The 19,447-nt window shown below is 49.0% G+C and carries 12 protein-coding genes; all 12 read right to left on the bottom strand.

All coding sequences use genetic code 11. The features are described from left to right. Positions 1-186: 186 nt before the first annotated feature. The 12 genes from CZ379_RS13575 to CZ379_RS13520 all read right to left on the bottom strand — a co-directional run bounded on the left by CZ379_RS13575 (position 187) and on the right by CZ379_RS13520 (position 19,371). Positions 187-900: a response regulator gene (locus tag CZ379_RS13575; RefSeq protein ID WP_110932105.1), complete on the bottom strand. Its 714-nt coding sequence runs from the start codon at positions 898-900 to the stop codon at positions 187-189. Further along, positions 897-2,528, bottom strand: a complete 1,632-nt coding sequence (dcuS, locus tag CZ379_RS13570; RefSeq protein ID WP_234404912.1) for a DcuS/MalK family sensor histidine kinase — start codon at positions 2,526-2,528, stop codon at positions 897-899. The genes CZ379_RS13575 and dcuS overlap by 4 nt, the downstream gene beginning before the upstream one ends. Before the next feature lie 98 nt (positions 2,529-2,626). After that, entirely contained in the window at positions 2,627-3,739 is a 1,113-nt protein-coding gene (locus CZ379_RS13565; protein ID WP_110934373.1) for a slipin family protein, read from the bottom strand. 651 nt (positions 3,740-4,390) lie between these two features. Further along, positions 4,391-5,512: a molecular chaperone DnaJ gene (dnaJ, locus tag CZ379_RS13560; protein WP_110932103.1), complete on the bottom strand. Its 1,122-nt coding sequence runs from the start codon at positions 5,510-5,512 to the stop codon at positions 4,391-4,393. A 149-nt stretch (positions 5,513-5,661) separates the two neighbouring features. After that, entirely contained in the window at positions 5,662-7,509 is a 1,848-nt protein-coding gene (gene dnaK, locus CZ379_RS13555) for a molecular chaperone DnaK (protein WP_110932102.1), read from the bottom strand. Between the two features lie 69 nt (positions 7,510-7,578). Further along, the gene (gene grpE / locus CZ379_RS13550) at positions 7,579-8,196 is read right to left on the bottom strand and encodes a nucleotide exchange factor GrpE (RefSeq protein WP_234404911.1); all 618 of its coding nucleotides are present in this window, start codon (positions 8,194-8,196) and stop codon (positions 7,579-7,581) included. 49 nt (positions 8,197-8,245) lie between these two features. Continuing rightward, entirely contained in the window at positions 8,246-9,280 is a 1,035-nt protein-coding gene (hrcA, locus tag CZ379_RS13545; protein WP_110932101.1) for a heat-inducible transcriptional repressor HrcA, read from the bottom strand. Positions 9,281-9,383: 103 nt separating this feature from the next. After that, on the bottom strand, positions 9,384-9,851 hold the full coding sequence (locus CZ379_RS13540; protein WP_110932100.1) for an N-acetyltransferase: 468 nt from the start codon (positions 9,849-9,851) through the stop codon (positions 9,384-9,386). A 70-nt stretch (positions 9,852-9,921) separates the two neighbouring features. Continuing rightward, positions 9,922-11,121 (bottom strand): radical SAM family heme chaperone HemW, encoded by a 1,200-nt coding sequence (gene hemW, locus CZ379_RS13535; protein WP_110934371.1) that lies wholly within the window; start codon positions 11,119-11,121, stop codon positions 9,922-9,924. A gap of 146 nt (positions 11,122-11,267) precedes the next feature. Next, complete coding sequence (gene lepA / locus CZ379_RS13530; protein ID WP_110932099.1) at positions 11,268-13,085, bottom strand: translation elongation factor 4; 1,818 nt, start codon at positions 13,083-13,085, stop codon at positions 11,268-11,270. Positions 13,086-13,337: 252 nt separating this feature from the next. Further along, positions 13,338-18,113, bottom strand: a complete 4,776-nt coding sequence (locus CZ379_RS13525) for a glycosyl hydrolase (protein WP_234404910.1) — start codon at positions 18,111-18,113, stop codon at positions 13,338-13,340. Between the two features lie 298 nt (positions 18,114-18,411). Next, positions 18,412-19,371: an acetylxylan esterase gene (locus tag CZ379_RS13520; RefSeq protein ID WP_110932098.1), complete on the bottom strand. Its 960-nt coding sequence runs from the start codon at positions 19,369-19,371 to the stop codon at positions 18,412-18,414. Between the last annotated feature and the right edge of the window lie 76 nt (positions 19,372-19,447).

Genomic DNA, 19,447 nt, shown 5'->3' with positions numbered 1-19,447 from the left:
GTATTGTATATATGCTTCCGTCTCTCGAACAGATTTTGTAAGTACTGAAATCGTTATTTAAGTAATGTAAGTAGACAATCCTGCGCCGTGGAATGAAATTCAAGCGATATCCACACCCGTCCTAACAGCAAAAACCCCCGCCATTTCATTTAGAAATGATGAGGGTTTAACGTTTAGTATAATAATTTAAAAATATATCTCTACCACCTCGGACTTATCCGGAAAAATCCAAAATTTATCCATTGGCCTTCCCCCTGTCCCGTAAATCAACTCTGATTGCAGCACTCCGATCTCCTGCAGGAAAGCAAGATACTTGCGAACGGACACACGTGAAATTCCCGACAGTTGCGCAAGTTCTTCGGTTGAAAAACTGCGGCCATGTCCCTCTATAGCTTCCCATAATATTTTCAGCGTGCCTGGGGTCAAGCCTTTGGGCAAGCTTTGCATGCCTGCATTCCTCCCTCTATCGGGAGATCTTCCAATGAGCTGATCCAGATCGTCCTGGCTCATGCTATCCGGTGTATTCATGCGGTAATACGTTTCACGATAGTTATCAAGCGCCGCTTTAAATCTTGAAAAGTTAAAGGGCTTAATTAAATAATCAACCGCGCCATACTGCAGAGCCTTCTTAATACTTTCCGGATCCCGGGCGGCAGATATAACAATAACATCAATATTCGCATCATTGCTGCGTATTTTGTTAAGCAGATCGAAACCGCCTTTTTTCCGCATAAATAAATCCAGTAAAATAAGCTGCGGCCTGTCGCGTTCTAATAAAATCTCAGCCTCGTCAACGGAAGCTGCCGCTCCGATGCATTGATATCCGCCAGCCTGTTCCAAATAACATCGATTAAACTGCGCGACCATCGGGTCATCTTCAACAATCAGCACACGGATCATATATCAGCATCCTTTACAGCATATGGCAAGCTAACGGTAAACTGAGTCCCTTTTCCCCATAAAGAGAGGCAATCCATTTTTCCGCCCAGCTCTTTTACCCTTAGCATAACGAGATAAAGTCCCATTCCCCGGTCATCTCCTTTGGTCGAAAACCCCTTGTCGTATATCGTGGCTTGGATTTCCTCGCGAATCCCGCTGCCATTATCTTTAACAGAGCAGAGCAATTGGCCAGCGGATGGATCATAACGAAGGGAGAGCTCGATCAGCGGAGTTTCAGGGCCGAGATGATCGGCTTGCAGCGATTCTATGGCATTGTCGAACAAGTTTCCCAATATCGTTATTAAATGATGCATGACTTCGCCGCTGCCAGGCTCCGGCAATAAACTATGCTTCAGAAGCACGAAGTCAATGCCGGCCTCCCGGGCTCTGCTCATTTTCCCCAATATGAATCCAGCCATGACCTGATCTCTAATTTGCTCTGTAACTGCTCCCACTTCGGACTCGTGCGTCTGGAGCGTCTCCGAAATATATGCTTGCAGTTGGTCGTAATAGGCCATATGAGCCATTCCATAGATGACATGAAGCTTGTTCCGGAATTCATGAGCTTGCGCCCGCAATGCTTCGGCATAGGAGGACAGCCCTGATAATCGCTCATTCATCATCCGGATTTCCGTCTTATCTCTAAAGGTGGCAATGACTCCAGCAACTTCTCCGTTCACTAGAATAGGTACACTGCTCACGCGTACGATCACTGCTCCTAGCTCTACTTCTTCATCTGAAATAGACTCGCCTGTTTGCAAAATATTGTCGCACCCCAAGCTCGGCCAAATGCTCCGAATATCTTCATCCACCAGCTTGGCAGGCAATCCCGCTTGCCTAAACAATCGGCGTCCTTCTTCATTGATCAGCGTAATTGACAAATGCTCGTCTACCGCTATTATTCCTTCTTTCGCCGATTGAAGCATCGCGTTTCGTTCCTTCAGCAGCTTGGCGATTTCGAATGGCTCCATATCGTAAATCGTTTGTTTGATTTTGCGGGCAAGCAAATACGCCCCGACCGCACCTATACATCCTCCGAGCCCAAGCCCCCAGTATAAAATCCATTGGTTCCTAGATGCTTCTTCAGATATCCGCCCCAGCAACACTCCTGTCAGAACCGCTCCGACCTGGCTGCCCTCCGCATCAAAAATCGGCACGAAGGCCCGCAGGGAGGTGCCCAGCGTACCTTCTGCGATTGATATTTTATGCTCCCCGCGCAGAAGTACCGGCTGCTCGTCGCCTCCGGCGACATGCTTTCCGACCAGCTCCGCATCCGGGTGGGATCTGCGAATGCCCTCCATGTCGATCACCACTACAAATTCAACGTCATTGAGCCGGCGGATCTTATTCGCATACTGCTGAATATTGAATGAGCTTTGCGGATTGCGCAGCGCCTCCTGCACAGAAGGCGTAAGAGCCATCGTTCGCGATACCGCTACGACGCGCTCTTCCAGATTACGCCTGGTTTGATTTTTGAATTGCTCGCTGAACATGATATATATAATCAACAATACGAAAGCGAGAACAAGGCACACTAACAGGGTAATCGTAGTCTGCAGACGGAATATTTGTTTTCGCTTCAAGACCATCCCCTCCTGCTGCTCCTAACTCATGTTGTATTTTACCCTGTCAGCTGCTCTCGCGCTGTGAAGTTTTTACAAGGTCTGTATTAACAAGCTGCGCTGTGTTATTTTTCCGCCCCCTTGCTGCCCAATAGAAAGTTAAGCTGCTCTAGCAGGTTGCTTCCGCCTGTCAACGATATGGAACCGATTTTCTCGCAGATCTTCTCCAGAAACTCCAATTCTTTGAGGCGATAAAGTGTCTCGTTCTCGTCCATCAGCTTAGCGGTATTAAGCAGGCTGCGTGTCGATGCCGTCTCCTCGCGGCGGGTAATCGTGTTGGCTTGCGCCTTTTTCTCAGCAAGAAGAACGGTATTCAAAATGTCCTTAATATCCCCCGGCAAAATAATATCCTTTACCCCTGCCGACACGAAACGAATGCCATATTCCCGTTCCTTCTCATGCAGACGCGACATTACGAAAGCGGCGATTTCCTGCTTCATTTTCAATAAATCGTCGAGCTTCAATGTCCCAATATATTCACGCAAAATCAGCTGAAGCTGAATATAAATTTGTTCCTCAAAGGATTTGATGGCCAGTACCAGCAGCGGAGCCTCCACCTTATATTGGCACACAAAGTTCAATCTAAGCGTCACCTTGTCCTCGGTCATCATTTCCTGTCCTGTCATATCCAGCTGCTGCTGCCTTAAATCAACCTTCTGTAAGGATACCGCAACAGGCCCTCTCCAGAAGTAATACTTCCCCGGCTTAAGCTCTCTTTGCATGACGTGGTTATAATACAGTACCCCCGCTTCATGCTCCGCCACCTCCAGCATTTGATAGTAGCCTGTCAGCTTTGGCAAAATGACGGGATCGACCTGGGCCGGCAGCTCCGGATGACGAATATCGATATGAACGAATCGATGCTGCTTCAAGACGTTCCAGTAGGCGTACGTTCCTGCCTTCAGTAGTCCGCTGAATCTCTCATCCTCATAATGGAGCACATATTCATGATCCAAAACGTGAACGATGTCGAGCTCCTGCTTCAGCTTGTCGTCATGCAAAAACAGCTGCAAATCCTTCCCCACTATCTCAAACGGCATCGCCGTATCCATTACGATGATATGTGTTCCCCCAAATGTGGTCAGACGGTACGTCCCTGGCTGAAGCATTTTCACATAGGTACCCTTCTTGAGTAGTAAGCCGCGCTGTCCCATTTGTATCGTAATTTTCTTGAACATCTCATTTTTCCTCCTGCCTTGCGGATTGGCCGCTCGATTTGCGACCTCATAGAGAGGACTCCTCCCTGCGGCATTAGCGGAGCTCTGCTTAAGGATTACCGGCCGTTCGCTTCTGCCGCGGCATCCATGAGCAAGGCGGTCGATTCGCTTGCCATCTGCCAGCCCACTCACTTTGCCCCGGCGGACAGCATGGCGTCCGTTCAATCCGGTATCTGCAAAGCTGCAAAGCTTCTGCTGCAGCGTGCACAACAAGCCACCGAGGAGCCCTCTACAAGGTCATCTTCTTTAACATGTTTGCTCGATTAAAAGTCGAGTGCTCTACCACTGAGCTAATCCTCTCTAGGATAAGGGATTCGAACCCATGCATTGGAGATTCCATGCCTGTGGCAATACAGCATACAAGCATGTATTCTATGCCTGCACTGCGGAATGATCGGACATCCCTGCCTGGGTAATACCACCTGTGCATGAACTCACAGCTATCATCGCTTATTGATCGATGTTCGAACATGGTGAAAGTATTACGACCGGGAAATTTTCTGCAAAAAAAAGACCGACATCCTTAAGAGATCGGACATCGGTCAAGCTTATTCTTTGAATATTCAGCTATACACTCTCAGTGAATCATTCCATGATTGGCTTCGCTATCGATCAGTCTCCGCGGAACGCCCGCTTCATCCGATCAAAGAACGATTGCTCATTTTCATGCGTATGCTCTCCGTTCATTGCAGCAAATTGCCTCAGCAAGTCTTTTTGCTCATCGCTCAGTTTGCTTGGCGTCACAACAACAACCTTGATATGCTGGTCGCCCTGTCCAATGCCGCGAAGCCGCGGAACGCCCTTACCTTTAAGGCGGAAATAGGTACCGGTCTGGGTGCCTGCCGGCACTTTCAGCTTCACCTTCTCAGTCAGCGTCGGAATTTCAATTTCGTCCCCGAGCGCCGCTTGCGCAAAAGTTAACGGGACTTCACAGTAAATATCATCGCCCTCACGCTCGAAGAAGTCATGCGACTTCACGCGAATAACGATGTACAAATCCCCGGCTGGGCCGCCGCGCAAACCGCCTTCCCCTTCGCCGGTCATCCGCAGTTGGGCGCCGTCATCTACCCCGGCTGGAATGCGGACATGAATTTTACGCTGCTTTTTCACTTTGCCACTGCCTTGACAAGTTGAACATTTATCTTTAATGATCTGCCCTCTGCCCGAACAATTGCTGCAAGCACGGCGATTCACCATACGGCCGAACGGCGTATTCTGAACCACTTCCTCTTGTCCTGTGCCCCGGCAGACGGAACAAGTCTCCGGCTTCGTTCCCGGTTTTGCACCGGAGCCGAAGCATGTATCACAATTCTCCGTACGCGGAATCGTAATGTCGCTTTCTTTACCAAAGACAGCCTCTTTGAACTCGATCGTCATCGTGTACTGCAGATCATTACCGCGCTGCGGCGCGTTTGGATCGCGACGACCACCGCCGCCCCCAAAGAACATATCGAAAATATCACCGAAGCCGCCGAAATCCGCGCCGGAAAATCCACCGCCCATCCCTTGGTTCGGATCAATGTGGCCATATTGGTCGTAGCGAGCACGTTTCCCCGAATCGCTAAGGACATCGTAGGCCTCTTTGACTTCTTTAAACTTATCCTCCGCATCCGGCGCCTTGTTCACGTCAGGGTGATACTGACGCGCCAGCTTGCGATAGGCTTTCTTAATATCATCGTCCGAGGCGCTCTTGCCAACCCCCAGCACCTCATAATAATCGCGCTTTTCAGCCATCCTTCCACCCCCACTATTGCTATAGCTATGGTCAACGCCAGATAGACCCTCTATCCGGCAAAAGGAAAGTCAAAGCACGGAATGCCCCGCGCTTTGACCTTCCCGGTTCACCAATTGTATTGTTCTATCCAACGCTTAACGTACAGCGATTAGTCTTGTTTCTTGTCTTCGTCCACAACTTCGTATTCTGCATCCACGACGTTGTCTTTGCCTGGGCCGCCTGCCGCAGCACCATCAGCGCCTTCAGCTTGCCCTGCTTGCTCCTGAGCCTGCTCATACAGCTTCACAGACAATTGCTGCACGATTTCTGTCAGTTTCTCGGAAGCGGCTTTGATTTCGTCAAGATTGTCGCCTTCGAGCGCTTTCTTGAGTTCTTCCTTGGCTTCGTTCGCTTTGTCTGTCTCGGCAGCATCCACTTTGTCGCCAAGTTCCTTGATCGTCTTGTCTACGCTGTAAATAAGCTGATCGCCGTTATTTTTTGCTTCGACAAGCTCTTTGCGTTTCTTATCTTCTTCGGCATGAAGCTCGGCGTCCTTCATCATTTTCTCTACTTCTTCCTCGCTTAGACCGCTGGAAGAGGTGATCGTGATTTTCTGGCTCTTGCCGGTTCCTTTATCCGTTGCCGATACGTTAACGATTCCGTTAGCGTCGATGTCAAAGGTAACTTCGATTTGCGGTACGCCGCGCGGTGCGAGTGGAATATCGCCAAGCATAAAGCGTCCCAGCGTTTTGTTGCCTGCCGCCATCTCGCGCTCCCCTTGCAGAACGTGAATCTCAACGCTTGGCTGATTGTCCGCATAAGTGGAGAACACTTGAGATTTGCTTGTTGGGATCGTTGTGTTGCGCTCGATCATTTTTGTAAACACGCCGCCTGCGGTTTCGATACCGAGGGATAGCGGTGTTACGTCAAGCAATACCACGTCTTTCACATCGCCTGTAAGTACGCCCGCTTGCACGGCTGCACCAAGCGCAACAACCTCATCCGGGTTAACGCCTTTATGCGGCTCCTTGCCTGTCAATTTCTTGATCGCTTCTTGCACGGCAGGAATCCGCGTGGAGCCGCCGACCAATACAACCTTGTCGATCTCCGCAGGAGTCAGGCCGGAGTCGCTCAATGCGCGGCGAGTTGGTTCAAGTGTCCGTTCTACGAGGTCTGCGGACAGCTCTTCGAATTTAGCGCGGGTCAGGTTCATCTCCAAGTGCTGCGGCACGCCATCAGCTACCGTGATGAACGGAAGGGAAATCGTCGTCGTCAACACGCCGGACAATTCCTTCTTCGCTTTCTCGGCCGCATCCTTGAGACGCTGTACTGCAGCTTTATCCTTGCTAAGATCGATGCCTTGATCCTTCTTGAATTCAGCCACCAGATAGTCGATAATCACTTGGTCAAAGTCGTCGCCGCCCAGACTGTTGTCCCCGCTTGTCGCCTTAACTTCGAAGAAGCCGTCCCCAAGCTCAAGAATGGATACGTCAAACGTACCACCGCCGAGGTCGTATACAAGAATCGTTTGGTCTTCCGCTTTTTCCATGCCGTAAGCAAGAGCGGCCGCCGTTGGCTCGTTCACGATACGCAGTACTTCAAGACCTGCGATTTTACCAGCATCCTTCGTCGCTTGACGCTGGCTGTCATTGAAATAGGCCGGAACGGTAATAACGGCTTGGGTTACGGTTTGGCCAAGATATGCCTCCGCATCGGATTTCAGCTTCTGCAGAATGATTGCCGAAATTTCCTGAGGCGTCATTTCCTTGCTGTCGATGCTTTCTTTATGATCAGTACCCATATGTCTTTTAATAGAAATGATTGTGCGATCCGGATTGGTGATCGCCTGGCGCTTTGCCGTCTCACCGACAACGCGCTCGCCGTCTTTCTTGAAGCCTACTACGGATGGTGTTGTACGCGCGCCTTCCGGGTTAGGAATAACGACAGCTTCGCCGCCTTCCATAACGGCTACGCAAGAGTTTGTAGTTCCTAAGTCAATACCAATTACTTTGCTCATATAAGTTATGTCCTCCTTAATAGATTGTTGCATAAGTGTGTAATTATCAATTTAAATGAACAGCTGGAATTAACCGCTGACTTTGACCATCGCTGGACGAAGTACCTTGTCCTTCAACATATACCCTTTCTGTACCTCTTCGACAACGATGCCCTCTTCATATTCGTCTGATTCCACCTGCATAATCGCCTGATGAAATTCAGGATTGAACTGTTCTCCAACGGTCTCCATCGCCTTCAGGCCTTCGGCTCCAAGCACGCCCTCAAGCTGACGGAAGATCATTTCTACACCTTTGGCATAGGAAGTGACATCCGTACCCTGCTCGCCGCTGGCTAAAGCCCGTTCGAAATTATCTATGACTGGCAACAGCTCGGTAATCAGTTTAGCGGAAGCGTACTTCCCAAGCTCTTCTTTCTCTTTCTGCGTACGCCTGCGGAAGTTGTCGAAATCCGCCTGCGCTCTCAGCAGTCTTTGCTGCTGCTCTTCCAATTCAGCGCGGAGCGCCGCATGCTCTGCATTACCCTCTTTAGCTGCAGTTGCCTTGGAAGCCTCCCGCTCGCTTGCAGAGTTCTCCTCAGGAATGCTGTTCTCATCTGCTGTATGTTCTTGGTTCACATGATCATTCATTTCAAATTCTTCCTCTACATTCGTATTGATGTTGTCTTGAACTGGTTCTTGTTCCTTCAAGATGTTCACCTCCTTAACATGCGGTAAAACATAATTATCATGCTCATTATTAATGTAAGCGGGACAGGAATTCTGTTAAATCCTTAGATAGCATATCCAAAATCCGCATGACCCGGGCATACTCCATTCTTGTCGGTCCCAAAATACCGATCGTGCCTACAGCGCCGCCTTCAATGGCGTAAGTTGCTGTAATCAAACTGCAATTTGCAAAAGCTTCATGTTTGTTCTCTGTACCGATACGCACCTGAATGCCTGACCCGGCCTGCGCAGAAGTCAACATCCTCATTAAGGTTGGTGTCTCCTCCAACAGGTCAAGGATGCTCTTCACTTTATCCACATCCCGGAATTCAGGCTGTGTCAGCATATTCGTAGTTCCGCTAAGAAACAGACGCTGCCCTTCGGTTCCACCGCTATCCAGCGCCTCATCCAGCACCTTCATCAAATCTTCAAAATGGTCGATATGCCGCTGCATTTCTTGACCGATTTCGTTATAAAGGGCGGATTTCAGCTTATAGATCGGCACTCCAGCCAGTCTATGATTCAGCAGATTGACGACCTTCTCCATTTCGGAAATAGATACGCCGGGTGGAATAGAGACCGTCTTATTCTCTACCTGGCCTGTATTCGTCACAATAATGGCAACTGCCGTAGTCTCATTTAGAGGCAGCAGCTGAAAATGACGCAGGGAGGTATGGAATACTTCGGGCCCAAGCAAAATAGAGGTGTAGTTCGTCATATGTGATAAAATCGTGCCCGCGTGCTGAATGACCTGCTCCGTTGCATTGAGCTTCTCGGCAAAAAATGATTTCATCGTTCCCAGCTCATCCGAGGCCAATCGGTTCAGGGGCATCATATGATCAACATAATATCGGTATCCTTTGTGAGAAGGAATACGGCCAGCTGATGTATGAGGCTGCTCAAGAAATCCGAGCTCCTCTAAATCTGCCATTTCATTACGAATCGTTGCCGGACTGTAGCCGACATCTCCCCGTTTTGAAATGCTTCGGGATCCCACCGGTTCCGCCGAACGAATATAATCATCTACAATGGCTGTTAAAATCATTCTCTGGCGTTCCGTTAACATGAAAATCCCTCCTATTTTACATTTGACCGTGTCGTTAGCACTCACTCATATCGAGTGCTAATCGCTAATACAAAAATACCAAACCGACAAGACGATTGTCAAGTCAGTTCAGTATCTTAAGCACCGCTATTTCATCACAGGCATTTTGCTTCGGGCAGTGGATGCAATCCGTCCAAACTTTCTCCGGAAAAATGTCCTTCTCCACCACCTCAAACCCGTTTTTCAGAAAAAAAGAAACTTCATAAGTGAGCGCCATAACTTTGGGAATACCTAGGCTCTTCGCTTCATCAACCAACTGCGCCACGAGCAGCGAACCGAGTCCCCGTCCTTTATAGCCCTCCGAAATGCCGAGCGACCTGATTTCTACGAGTTCTTCGCCTAATCGGCATAGGGATCCGCATCCGACAACCAAGCCATCTACTTCAGTTACCACGAAGTCGTCAATCTGCCGGTTTAGCACCTCTCTCGAGCGCGGCAGCATAATCCCCCGCTGGGCATACCCATCAATCATTTGAAATAGAGGCTCTACATCTTCAAGTTTTGCTCTTCTGCATACAGCTACAGCAGGCATGCTGATCCCTCCTCGATCCGGTACAATATTATGAATAAATATACAACAAAGCGTATATAAGTTCAATATATTATTTTCCGCCCAAGGCACCTATAAATTCGGCAAACACCTCATTGCCAAACAGTATCCCCTTCTTGCTAAGTCGATAGCCTGGAATCGAAGCTGTCTTCTCCAGCAATCCGGCATTCAACATTTTATTGAATTGATCCCCGAATACTTCATCAAGCGAAGCCCCGAACTGACTCTGGAAGCGCTCCTCCGAAATTCCCTCTAGCACGCGCAGACCCACCATGACGAAATCCTCCATCGCTTCCTCGCGAGATATCTCGAACCGATCCAGAATCGGCCGTCCCTGCTTAGTCGCTTCATTATATGGGTTAACGCCCTTAATGTTGACATGGCGATATCGATTCACATATCCGTGGGCGCCTGCGCCCAAGCCATAATAATCCTCGTTCCGCCAATAAGTAATGTTATGCCGGCTCTCAAAACCCGGTTTAGCAAAATTGCTGATCTCGTACTGCTTGTAACCCGCCTTCTCCATTCGCTCCATTAACAGCAGGTACATATTCAATTCATCCTCTTCCTCGGGAAGCGGGAGCTGATTCTTATGATACAGCGTATGAAATAACGTATTCTCTTCCACTTTGAGGCTGTAAATAGAATAATGCGGCAGCTCAAGCTCCTGTGCTTTGGATACACTGTAGTCCAGCATTTCAACAGTCTGGTTGGGCAAGCCGAACATCAAGTCGATGGATAGATTATTTAATCCTACCGCTCTCGCATTCTCCAGACTGCGGTACACATCATCTGTATTATGGATGCGCCCGATTCCGCTCAGCAGCTCATTCTGAAACGCCTGTACGCCGAAGCTGACGCGATTCACGCCCCCTGCCTTCATAACGGCTAGCTTATCTTTATCGGTTGTACCGGGGTTGGCCTCCATGGAGAATTCGATATCCGCTGCCCAATTCGGAAAATGACGGCGAACAGACGAAAGGAAGAACTCCATCTCATCCGGCTTCAGCACAGTGGGAGTCCCGCCGCCTACGAAAATGCTCTTAATCTCTCCTGGCGGTGTCTCACGAACGGTCAGTTCCATCTCCTGATCAAGCGCTCGCAAATAGTCCATTACCGGCTGATCCTTAAGAACATAAGAATTGAAATCGCAATAAAAACATTTATTCGTGCAAAACGGGATGTGAATATACACGGCTTCGGGAGCCGTCTTAGACCGTGGAGCGGAGCCAGGCCATTCCTGTCCGTCCAATTTCAGTTGTTGGCTCACGGTGGTGCCCCCTTTTCTTGTTCATGAAATTGCTTTTTTAATTTGTTGCGCATAGATTACGGAAAAAGGAAAGCCATCCGGCTTTCCTCTCTAATCCCTATGCTATGCATATGCGTCCAACAGGACGATCAATTGTCGTCGATTTTCAGCACCGCCATAAATGCCTCCTGCGGCACCTCTACGTTACCCACCTGCTTCATGCGCTTCTTACCTTCCTTTTGCTTCTCCAACAATTTACGCTTCCGGGAGATGTCGCCGCCGTAGCATTTCGCAAGGACGTTCTTGCGCATCGCCTTTACCGTTTCCCTCGCTACAATCTTAGTACCTACGGAAGCTTGGATCGGCACCTCGAACATTTGGCGTGGAATAAGCTCGCGCAGCTTCTCACAGATCGCCCGGCCACGATGATAAGCCCGCTCTCTGTGAACGATGAAGGACAGCGCATCGACCTGTTCCCCGTTAAGGAGGATGTCCATTTTGACCAGGTTCGACTGGCGGTAGCCTGAGAGCTCATAATCAAAGGACGCATAACCCTTCGTACTAGATTTCAGTTGGTCAAAGAAATCGTATACGATTTCGGATAGTGGAATTTGATACGTGATCGTGACCCGGGTCGTATCTAAATATTCCATGTTAATGAATTCACCGCGTTTGCCTTGGCACAGCTCCATAACGGTTCCTACAAAATCATTCGGTACGATAATAGACGCCTTGACATAAGGCTCTTCTACGTGATCGATCTTTCCAACCTCCGGGTAATTGGACGGGTTATCAATCGAGATCGTTTCTCCATTCGTCAGGGATACTTTATAGATAACGCTTGGTGCAGTCGTAATCAGCGGAATATTGAACTCACGCTCAATGCGCTCTTGAATAACGTCCATATGGAGCAGGCCGAGGAATCCGCAGCGGAATCCGAAGCCAAGCGCGCTAGATGTCTCCGGCTCAAAGCTCAGTGAAGCATCATTCAACTCCAGCTTCTCCAGCGCTTCGCGCAAGTCATTATAATCCGATGTGTCGATCGGATACAGACCGCAGAACACCATCGGATTGATTTTGCGATAGCCAGGCAGCGGTTCAGCCGTTGGTTTCTTCGCATCTGTAATCGTATCACCGACTTGCGTATCGCCGACTGTCTTAATACCTGCGACAATAAATCCGACATCCCCGACATTCAGTTCGTCTACCATCGTCATCCGCGGCATAAACGCGCCAACCTCAATAACCTCAAACGTCTTGCCGGTCGCCATCATTTTGATTTTGGAACCGGCTTTGATATGTCCGTTAATTACGCGCACATACACAATAACACCTTTATAAGGGTCGTAATGCGAGTCAAAAATCAGCGCCTTAAGCGGCTCATCAGGGTCTCCTGTCGGCGCAGGAACCTGCTGTACAACCTGTTCAATAATTTCACGTATGCCGATTCCGGCTTTCGCCGAAGCATGGACGGCCTCGCTTGCATCCAGACCGATTACATCCTCAATCTCTTGCTTCACACGATCCGGATCAGCGCTGGGCAGATCGATCTTGTTAATTACCGGCAAAATCTCAAGATTGTTATCCAATGCCAAGTATACGTTAGCCAGCGTTTGGGCTTCGATCCCCTGAGCCGCATCGACGACCAGAAGCGCCCCTTCACAAGCTGCCAAGCTTCTGGATACCTCATACGTGAAATCGACGTGTCCTGGCGTATCGATCAAATTAAGCACATATTCTTCACCGTCATCTGCACGGTAAGAGAGACGTACGGCCTGCAGCTTTATCGTAATTCCGCGTTCTCTCTCCAAATCCATCGTATCAAGCACCTGCTGCTGCATTTCCCGTGAAGTCAATGCTCCGGTATATTCCAAAATCCGGTCAGCCAACGTTGATTTGCCATGGTCGATATGTGCAATAATACAGAAATTCCGAATCTTTTTTTGCCTTGCTCTAATATCTGTCATTGTTACCCCCACCACAAATCCTTAGAAGTATAATCAATTTATTATATCAGTTATAGGAGTCCTCAGCAATATTGGCTTTAGTTGGAAATATGGAGGCTCTCCCATACATAAAGAATCCCCGATACCAGGATCCTTGACCTGATATCGGGGCTCTTTCGCACTATATCTTACCTGGTGCCAGAGAATATGACCGAAACGCACATGCGCTACCCGTATATTCGCCTATGCACGGCACACATGATTGCTTGGCTATCATTCTGCACGGACATGATCCAAATAGATCACCACAGGGCTTCCTGCCCCATCTGCCGGGGTCATAATTTGCACACCGATAGCCATCACCTGATTCCGGGCTGCAATCGCATTGAGATCAAGCGTCAATGTAACGAAATCGGTGCCATTCAGCCCGATCGGATTAGTCGCTGCCCACTCCCAGCCCGAACCCGTCTGGATGAACAGCTCCGCAGTGACACCAGGAGCAAGAGTTCCCAGCTTCAGATCCGCACTTAATTTGGTGAAGGAGCTTAGATCGACCGAATCCATGCTGCGAAGCTGGAACTGTCCTCCGTTCAATACGAAGTCAGCCTTCAATGATTTGGCTCCCTCTGAATAGGCAGCATCTGTCACGGACACTTGGCCGGCTAACGCCGTATTGTAGCTTCCGTTAGCGTCATTATTGATCGCCCAGCCTTCCTCCGAGCTCTCAAATCCATAATAAAACTCAGGGACTATTTGGCCGCCAAGTAATGAGACTTCATCCAAATAGACCGTTGCCGTCCCGCCAGCGCCCGCGATATCTTCAATTTTTATGCCAACGGCCACCACCGCATGCCGATTGGACACCGTCGATAAATCCATGCTCAACGTAACGAAGCTATCCGCCCCCACTTGAATCGGAGCGCCGCTGTCGAACCATTCATACGCCGTGCCTGTCTTCACATAAAGACGCGCTTTGGCAGAAGCGCCCGCTGACAGCTTCACCTTCGCCTGAAGAGTATCCACAGCAGACAAGTCCAGCGGAGCGTTCTTCGCCAGCTCAAAATCCGTTCCAGTCAAAGAGAAATTCGAACTTAACGAGTGCGAGCCGCTAGCAGCCTCGTCCGCTGAAATTACCGGGAATGCGGCATTCGCGTTATTGCTCTCCACAACCCAACCGCCTGCATCCTCCTCAAAGTCATAGAGAATTCCGGCCTTCTCCGGCGTGCTTCCAGGTCCAGATCCCCCATTAGGAACACCTCCGGTTCCGTCATCTATGGCTTTAATATCGTCGAAATACAGCGTGCTGGTAAGCGTAACCCCGTTTACGGCATTCACGTAAATTGCAAAATGCTCAACATTCTGCAGAGATATTTTATTCAGCTTCTTGCCTAAATTAGGTGTATCCCAATGAACGACTTCGAATTCATTAAAATGAATTTCAACCCATTCCCCCTGCGTAGAAGCCAGGGAAGGATAAGCCTCAAAATACACACCGTCCACCTTCAACTGAATAGTTAGATCTTGGTTGCTGCCATCCGGCACCATCCAGAACTTCAATTTATTATAATCAGACCAATCGCGCCCTAGATTCTTTATTCTTCCGGCATAGCCGCTGCCAGCCAGCGTATATTCAAATTTCATGGCATAGCTTCCGCCACTCTTATGGCTTGCAGTAAGTGACACGTTTGTGGCATCTCCAGCAGAGATAAATTTCTGACTCAACAACTCATTGCTGCCCTGGTAGGATTCGAAGTCATCAATGAGCGCCGGATCAGTCTCCGCCTCCACATATACACTATAAAGCCGCAGATTATCTATAAAAATAGATTGATCGCCATTCAGAGCACTTCCGACCAGCGAGATGGCAAGTCCTGTTGCTTCAGCTGATTTCTGCGGATTGTTCAGATCGATTTGGACGTGATAACGGCCATAAGCCTGCCCTTCTGCCGTGACGACCTCCAAATCGCTAAGCTGCTGTTCGGTCGTTGTCATTCCGTATTTTGTATCCCAATCCGGCGGCAGCTGCACGACGCTTCTTAACGTCCCTGCTGCCCCGGCGTCCAACGGCACCAGCGCCTCAAACTGCACCCGGCTGACGGCCTGCAAGGACACTTGTGACGCGATATCGCTCAGTTCCAGCTTCAGCTCCTGCCACGAGTCGCCCTCCTCCAAGCCAGTCACGTTCAACCGAAGCTTGCCGTTCCCGTCCAATTGAGCGTGCTCCAGCTTTAGCTCAATCGACTGGTCATTATTGTTTAGTCCGGACCAAGTACCGTTGTTCTGAATACTATCAGCCTCTGCAGCAAGCTCAAATGTGTACTCTTTCATCAAAATTTCGTTTACTTTAACAAACGCAGTCACCGTCTGTTCGAGAACAGCATCGCCCACTGTGTATACTTTTACAGTAATGTCAGCCGTCTTGCCATTGAACGCCGCATCCGGCGACCACACAGCCGAATAATATCCATCTGCATCAAGCTGCATCGGAACTTCAATATTAGTTCCTTCTATTATATAGGCAACTTGTGAAGGCACGGTATTCAACACGCGAGCGCGGATCGTTGTCGGGGATTCCTTGATAGAGCTATGATTCGTCGGAGCAACGATATGCATATACGGTTGTTTTATCTTGGTTTGGACATTTCGGTTGTATGCATTTTTTACATCGCCTGCAAATGCTGTATACGGATCGTTATAGAACGCTATAAAATCATCCAGCAGCTCATGATCACCTAAGCCCGGGGCATTATGATAAGGCACGAATAAATTGCCATTCAAATTGAAATTGGCCCAAGTCAGCATATAAGCGATGCGGCTTGCCTCCGGATCTGCTTTAATGGCATTCAAAACTTTAGTGAACCATTCCAGATCTGCGTTGCCTGTTGTATGCATCCCCTGCGCGCTGTAGCCGTACTCGGACAGAGTAGCTATTTTCCCCTTGCGGTCAGCCAGCTTGGAGATCATGCCGAGATCATTTACCAATCCGTTCAGAAAACCCTCTGTTCCTGGACTCTGCTTGTTGTCATATTGATCCATGCCGAGCACGTCCACATACTCGTCACCTGGATAAGTCGCTAAGTAAGTAGCCTCATGCCCGCCAAACGTTCCGTTAGGGGAATATACATAGAGGAAGTTGCGAACTCCTTTGATATCCCTTAAATATTCTACAGTGTATCTATACAGCTCAATATAGTCGCTTGGCGAGGTAGTCTGTGCCCCCCACCAGAACCACCCTCCATTCTGCTCATGAAAAGGACGGAACAGCACAGGAATCAAATTACCCTTATCATCCTTCAACCCGTGGGCGAATTCGGCGATGATATCCAAATACCCGTTGAGTTCCTCGTTCTTATCCCCACCCGGCAAAATACGCGGCACGACCGAGCCTTTCGTATCATTAAAGTCACCGCCGGTTACAAAATTGTACGGATGCGTGCTTAGCGTAACTATGCCTCCGCGCTGATATGCATCCTTCATTGCCGCAGACACACCTTCGCGGCTGGCCTGTAAATCCCCGGCCACTCCGGGCGGATTCTCACGCCCTTCTAAGCTTAATGTATCCCAGCCGAACACGGCCGGATATTCCCCTACCGCGTTATATACGTCGGATAGCACTTCATTATTGTCCGTCCTTGCAAAAGATACGGTCGTATCGTGCTGATGACCGAACAGGATCTGTTTGCCGCGAATGTCCTGCAAGTAAGCAAACAGGGAACGTGTAGCCGCGCTTGCCTGAGAATCTACAAGATCCACGATGACCGGAGCGCCAGGATTATTCCCGGTTCCATTATCGCTTGGGGGAAGACCTGGCGCTCCACTGCTGCCTCCTGAGCTTACGGATCCGTTATGGTTTGATGAAGCAGTCGAAGGGACAATGACTCCGTCTTTAATCGTGAACGATCCAGGAGCTACTTCCTGCCCATTTACAGTTACCCCTTTGGCTTGAATAACCAACTGATCAATAGAGCCCTGCACTTGAATAGCTGTTCCTTGCGCATCTTTGCTAATCAACAGGCTGCTAATCGAAGCTCCTTCATGAATAATAATGGTCGATGGCTGATTAATGACGACTTCCGCCGCAGAAGCTCCCTTTTCCAGTTCAATGATGGAAGCGCTGTCAACATGAATATGTTGGATAGCTGAACTTCCTTTAGCCAGCAGCCGTACCTTGCCTTCCAAACGGTTAACAGTGACATTAGAGAGGTTGGAATCTTGTGCCGTAATAGAGTGAATGCCTCCACCGGAAATGTATGTCTTGCCTTGTACAGCCACTTCATCTAATAGGACATCCCCATCGGCAATACCAGCTGTCAAATACAGCCTGCCTTCTACTGTCGTGTTTTTTAACGTCACATTGCTGCGATTGATAACAGCGTTACCTTGAATATGTCCTGCTTCAAAGCTGCCTTCTTCGGCATAGTAAGCAGATATCATTTTGTCGAATAAGATGAAAACTTCAGCCCGAGTCATTGGCTGATCTGGACGAAACGTGCCATCAGGGTAACCGGAAACAATGCCATTTAGCGCCTGAACCGCATTCTTTGCATAGGGCTTAATCTCATGCTGATCCTTAAAACTAAGCTCACTCTGTCCGCCATCTGACTCGGCAAGCCATACTTTAGCTATAAGAGTCATAGCATCTTGTCTAGTTACTGCAGCATCGGCCTTTGCCATATTGTCAGGAAAACCTTTGAAGTATCCCGCCTGTCGAGCAATGGAAAGCGCGTCCGCATACCAAGCTGTCAAGGCAACATCTTGGAACTGCTGATCGGATTTCATGTAATATCCGGCTAGCTTATTCAGCATCATGACTAATTCTGCTCTAGTTACAAAATCATTAGGGCGCAATGATCCATCCTCATACCCCTTTACTATACCGCTCGATTGCCAGCGCTCGATACTCTTCTGTGCCCAATGCTGAGGCCCTTGTGGATCGGCAGCCGGCAAGGAAGCCGCTGTCGCCAATCCTGGCAAAACAAGCGAGAAAACCAAAGAAATAATCATTAATGAAATAAAGCCCTGACGCACTTTCAAACGAAATAACCTCATGGTTACCCTCCTAATATGAATAGTAATAAAAATTGATACCGCTTTCATATAATCGTAAATTCATAGCGTAAACAACAGCATCCTCACTAACCGGCCAGACGATAAGGAGGCGGCTCCCCGTTCCGCCTCCGATGAAGGACTCACTGCATCCATCCCGTTACACTTCCCACGGTAGCAGCAATTTTCGCAGAGGCAGAAGCCGCCTTCGTCGCAACCCTAGCCATGTCCTCATGCTATACCAACTCGCCATCTGTCGAACCCCAATCCGACTTCTCGAGCTCAGCCGTTAAAGACTCCCTTACAAATTCAGAAACGCCTGCAATGTGTGATCTCCTAAATACGGCAAGTACTCATGCCCGTATTCGTGGTAGACTAGCAGTTCCTTCTCAGAACGAATTTTGTTATAAACCGCAAATTGCGTGGACGGCGGACAGATCGTATCTGCAAGCCCCGTCACGAAAAGCACCTTAGCCTCAATTCTGTCAGCAAGATTTTGAATATCGATATAGCCAAGCTTCGTAAAAAATTCATCCTCGCGCAAATGATGCGGATCAAAGAAGCGGAAGTAATAATGAATTTCTTCATAAGCCGAAGTCGTAATATCCAGCTCCCATGCTCTGCGGTAATCGGCCAGAAAAGGGTATACAGGCACCGCCAGTTTGACCCTGGGCTCAAGCGCGGCACATGCCGTTGCAAGCGCGCCGCCCTGCGAGAGGCCATGCACGCCGATCCGTTCAGGATCAATATGCTCCATATTCATAAGAATTCTAGCCGTCTGTACCGTATCCAGAAAGACATTGCGAAAATACAGTTTATCGGGATTCGGGTCATCAATCCCCCGAATAACATGTCCGCGGATCGTCGTCCCCTTTACCGTTAAGTTGTCTTCGGACAAGCCCCCCTGGCCCCGGCAATCCATCGCCAGCACCGTAATGCCATGTGCCGCATAATTCACCTTATCCGACCAATCGCCGCTATCGCAAGAATAGCCATGGAACATCGCCATGCCCGGCCCCTTGCCAGTCAAATTTTTCGGTTTAACAAATTTGGCGTGAATCCTCGCCCCGCCTGCCCCGGTAAAATAAAGATGATAGCAATCCGCCAATGGACTAGTGAATTCGGCGGGAACCAATTCATACTCGAGCGGCTGAGCTTCAAGCTCCCGCAGCGCACGCTCCCAATAAGAGTCAAAATCAGCAGGCCTTGGACTTTTGCCCCCATATTGCTTCAATTCTACTAAGCTCATGTCATTCCCCATCATGTGATGCCCCCTAAAATGAGAAGACGGAATCTCATCTATGTATAAGAAGAAATCCGTCCTCTGCTGATTAATT

It is taken from the genome of Paenibacillus bouchesdurhonensis, from assembly GCF_900155685.1.
Lineage (GTDB): Bacteria > Bacillota > Bacilli > Paenibacillales > Paenibacillaceae > Fontibacillus > Fontibacillus bouchesdurhonensis.
Note: the sequence above shows the minus strand (reverse complement) of the source record. Positions and strands in the feature narration are given on the sequence as shown.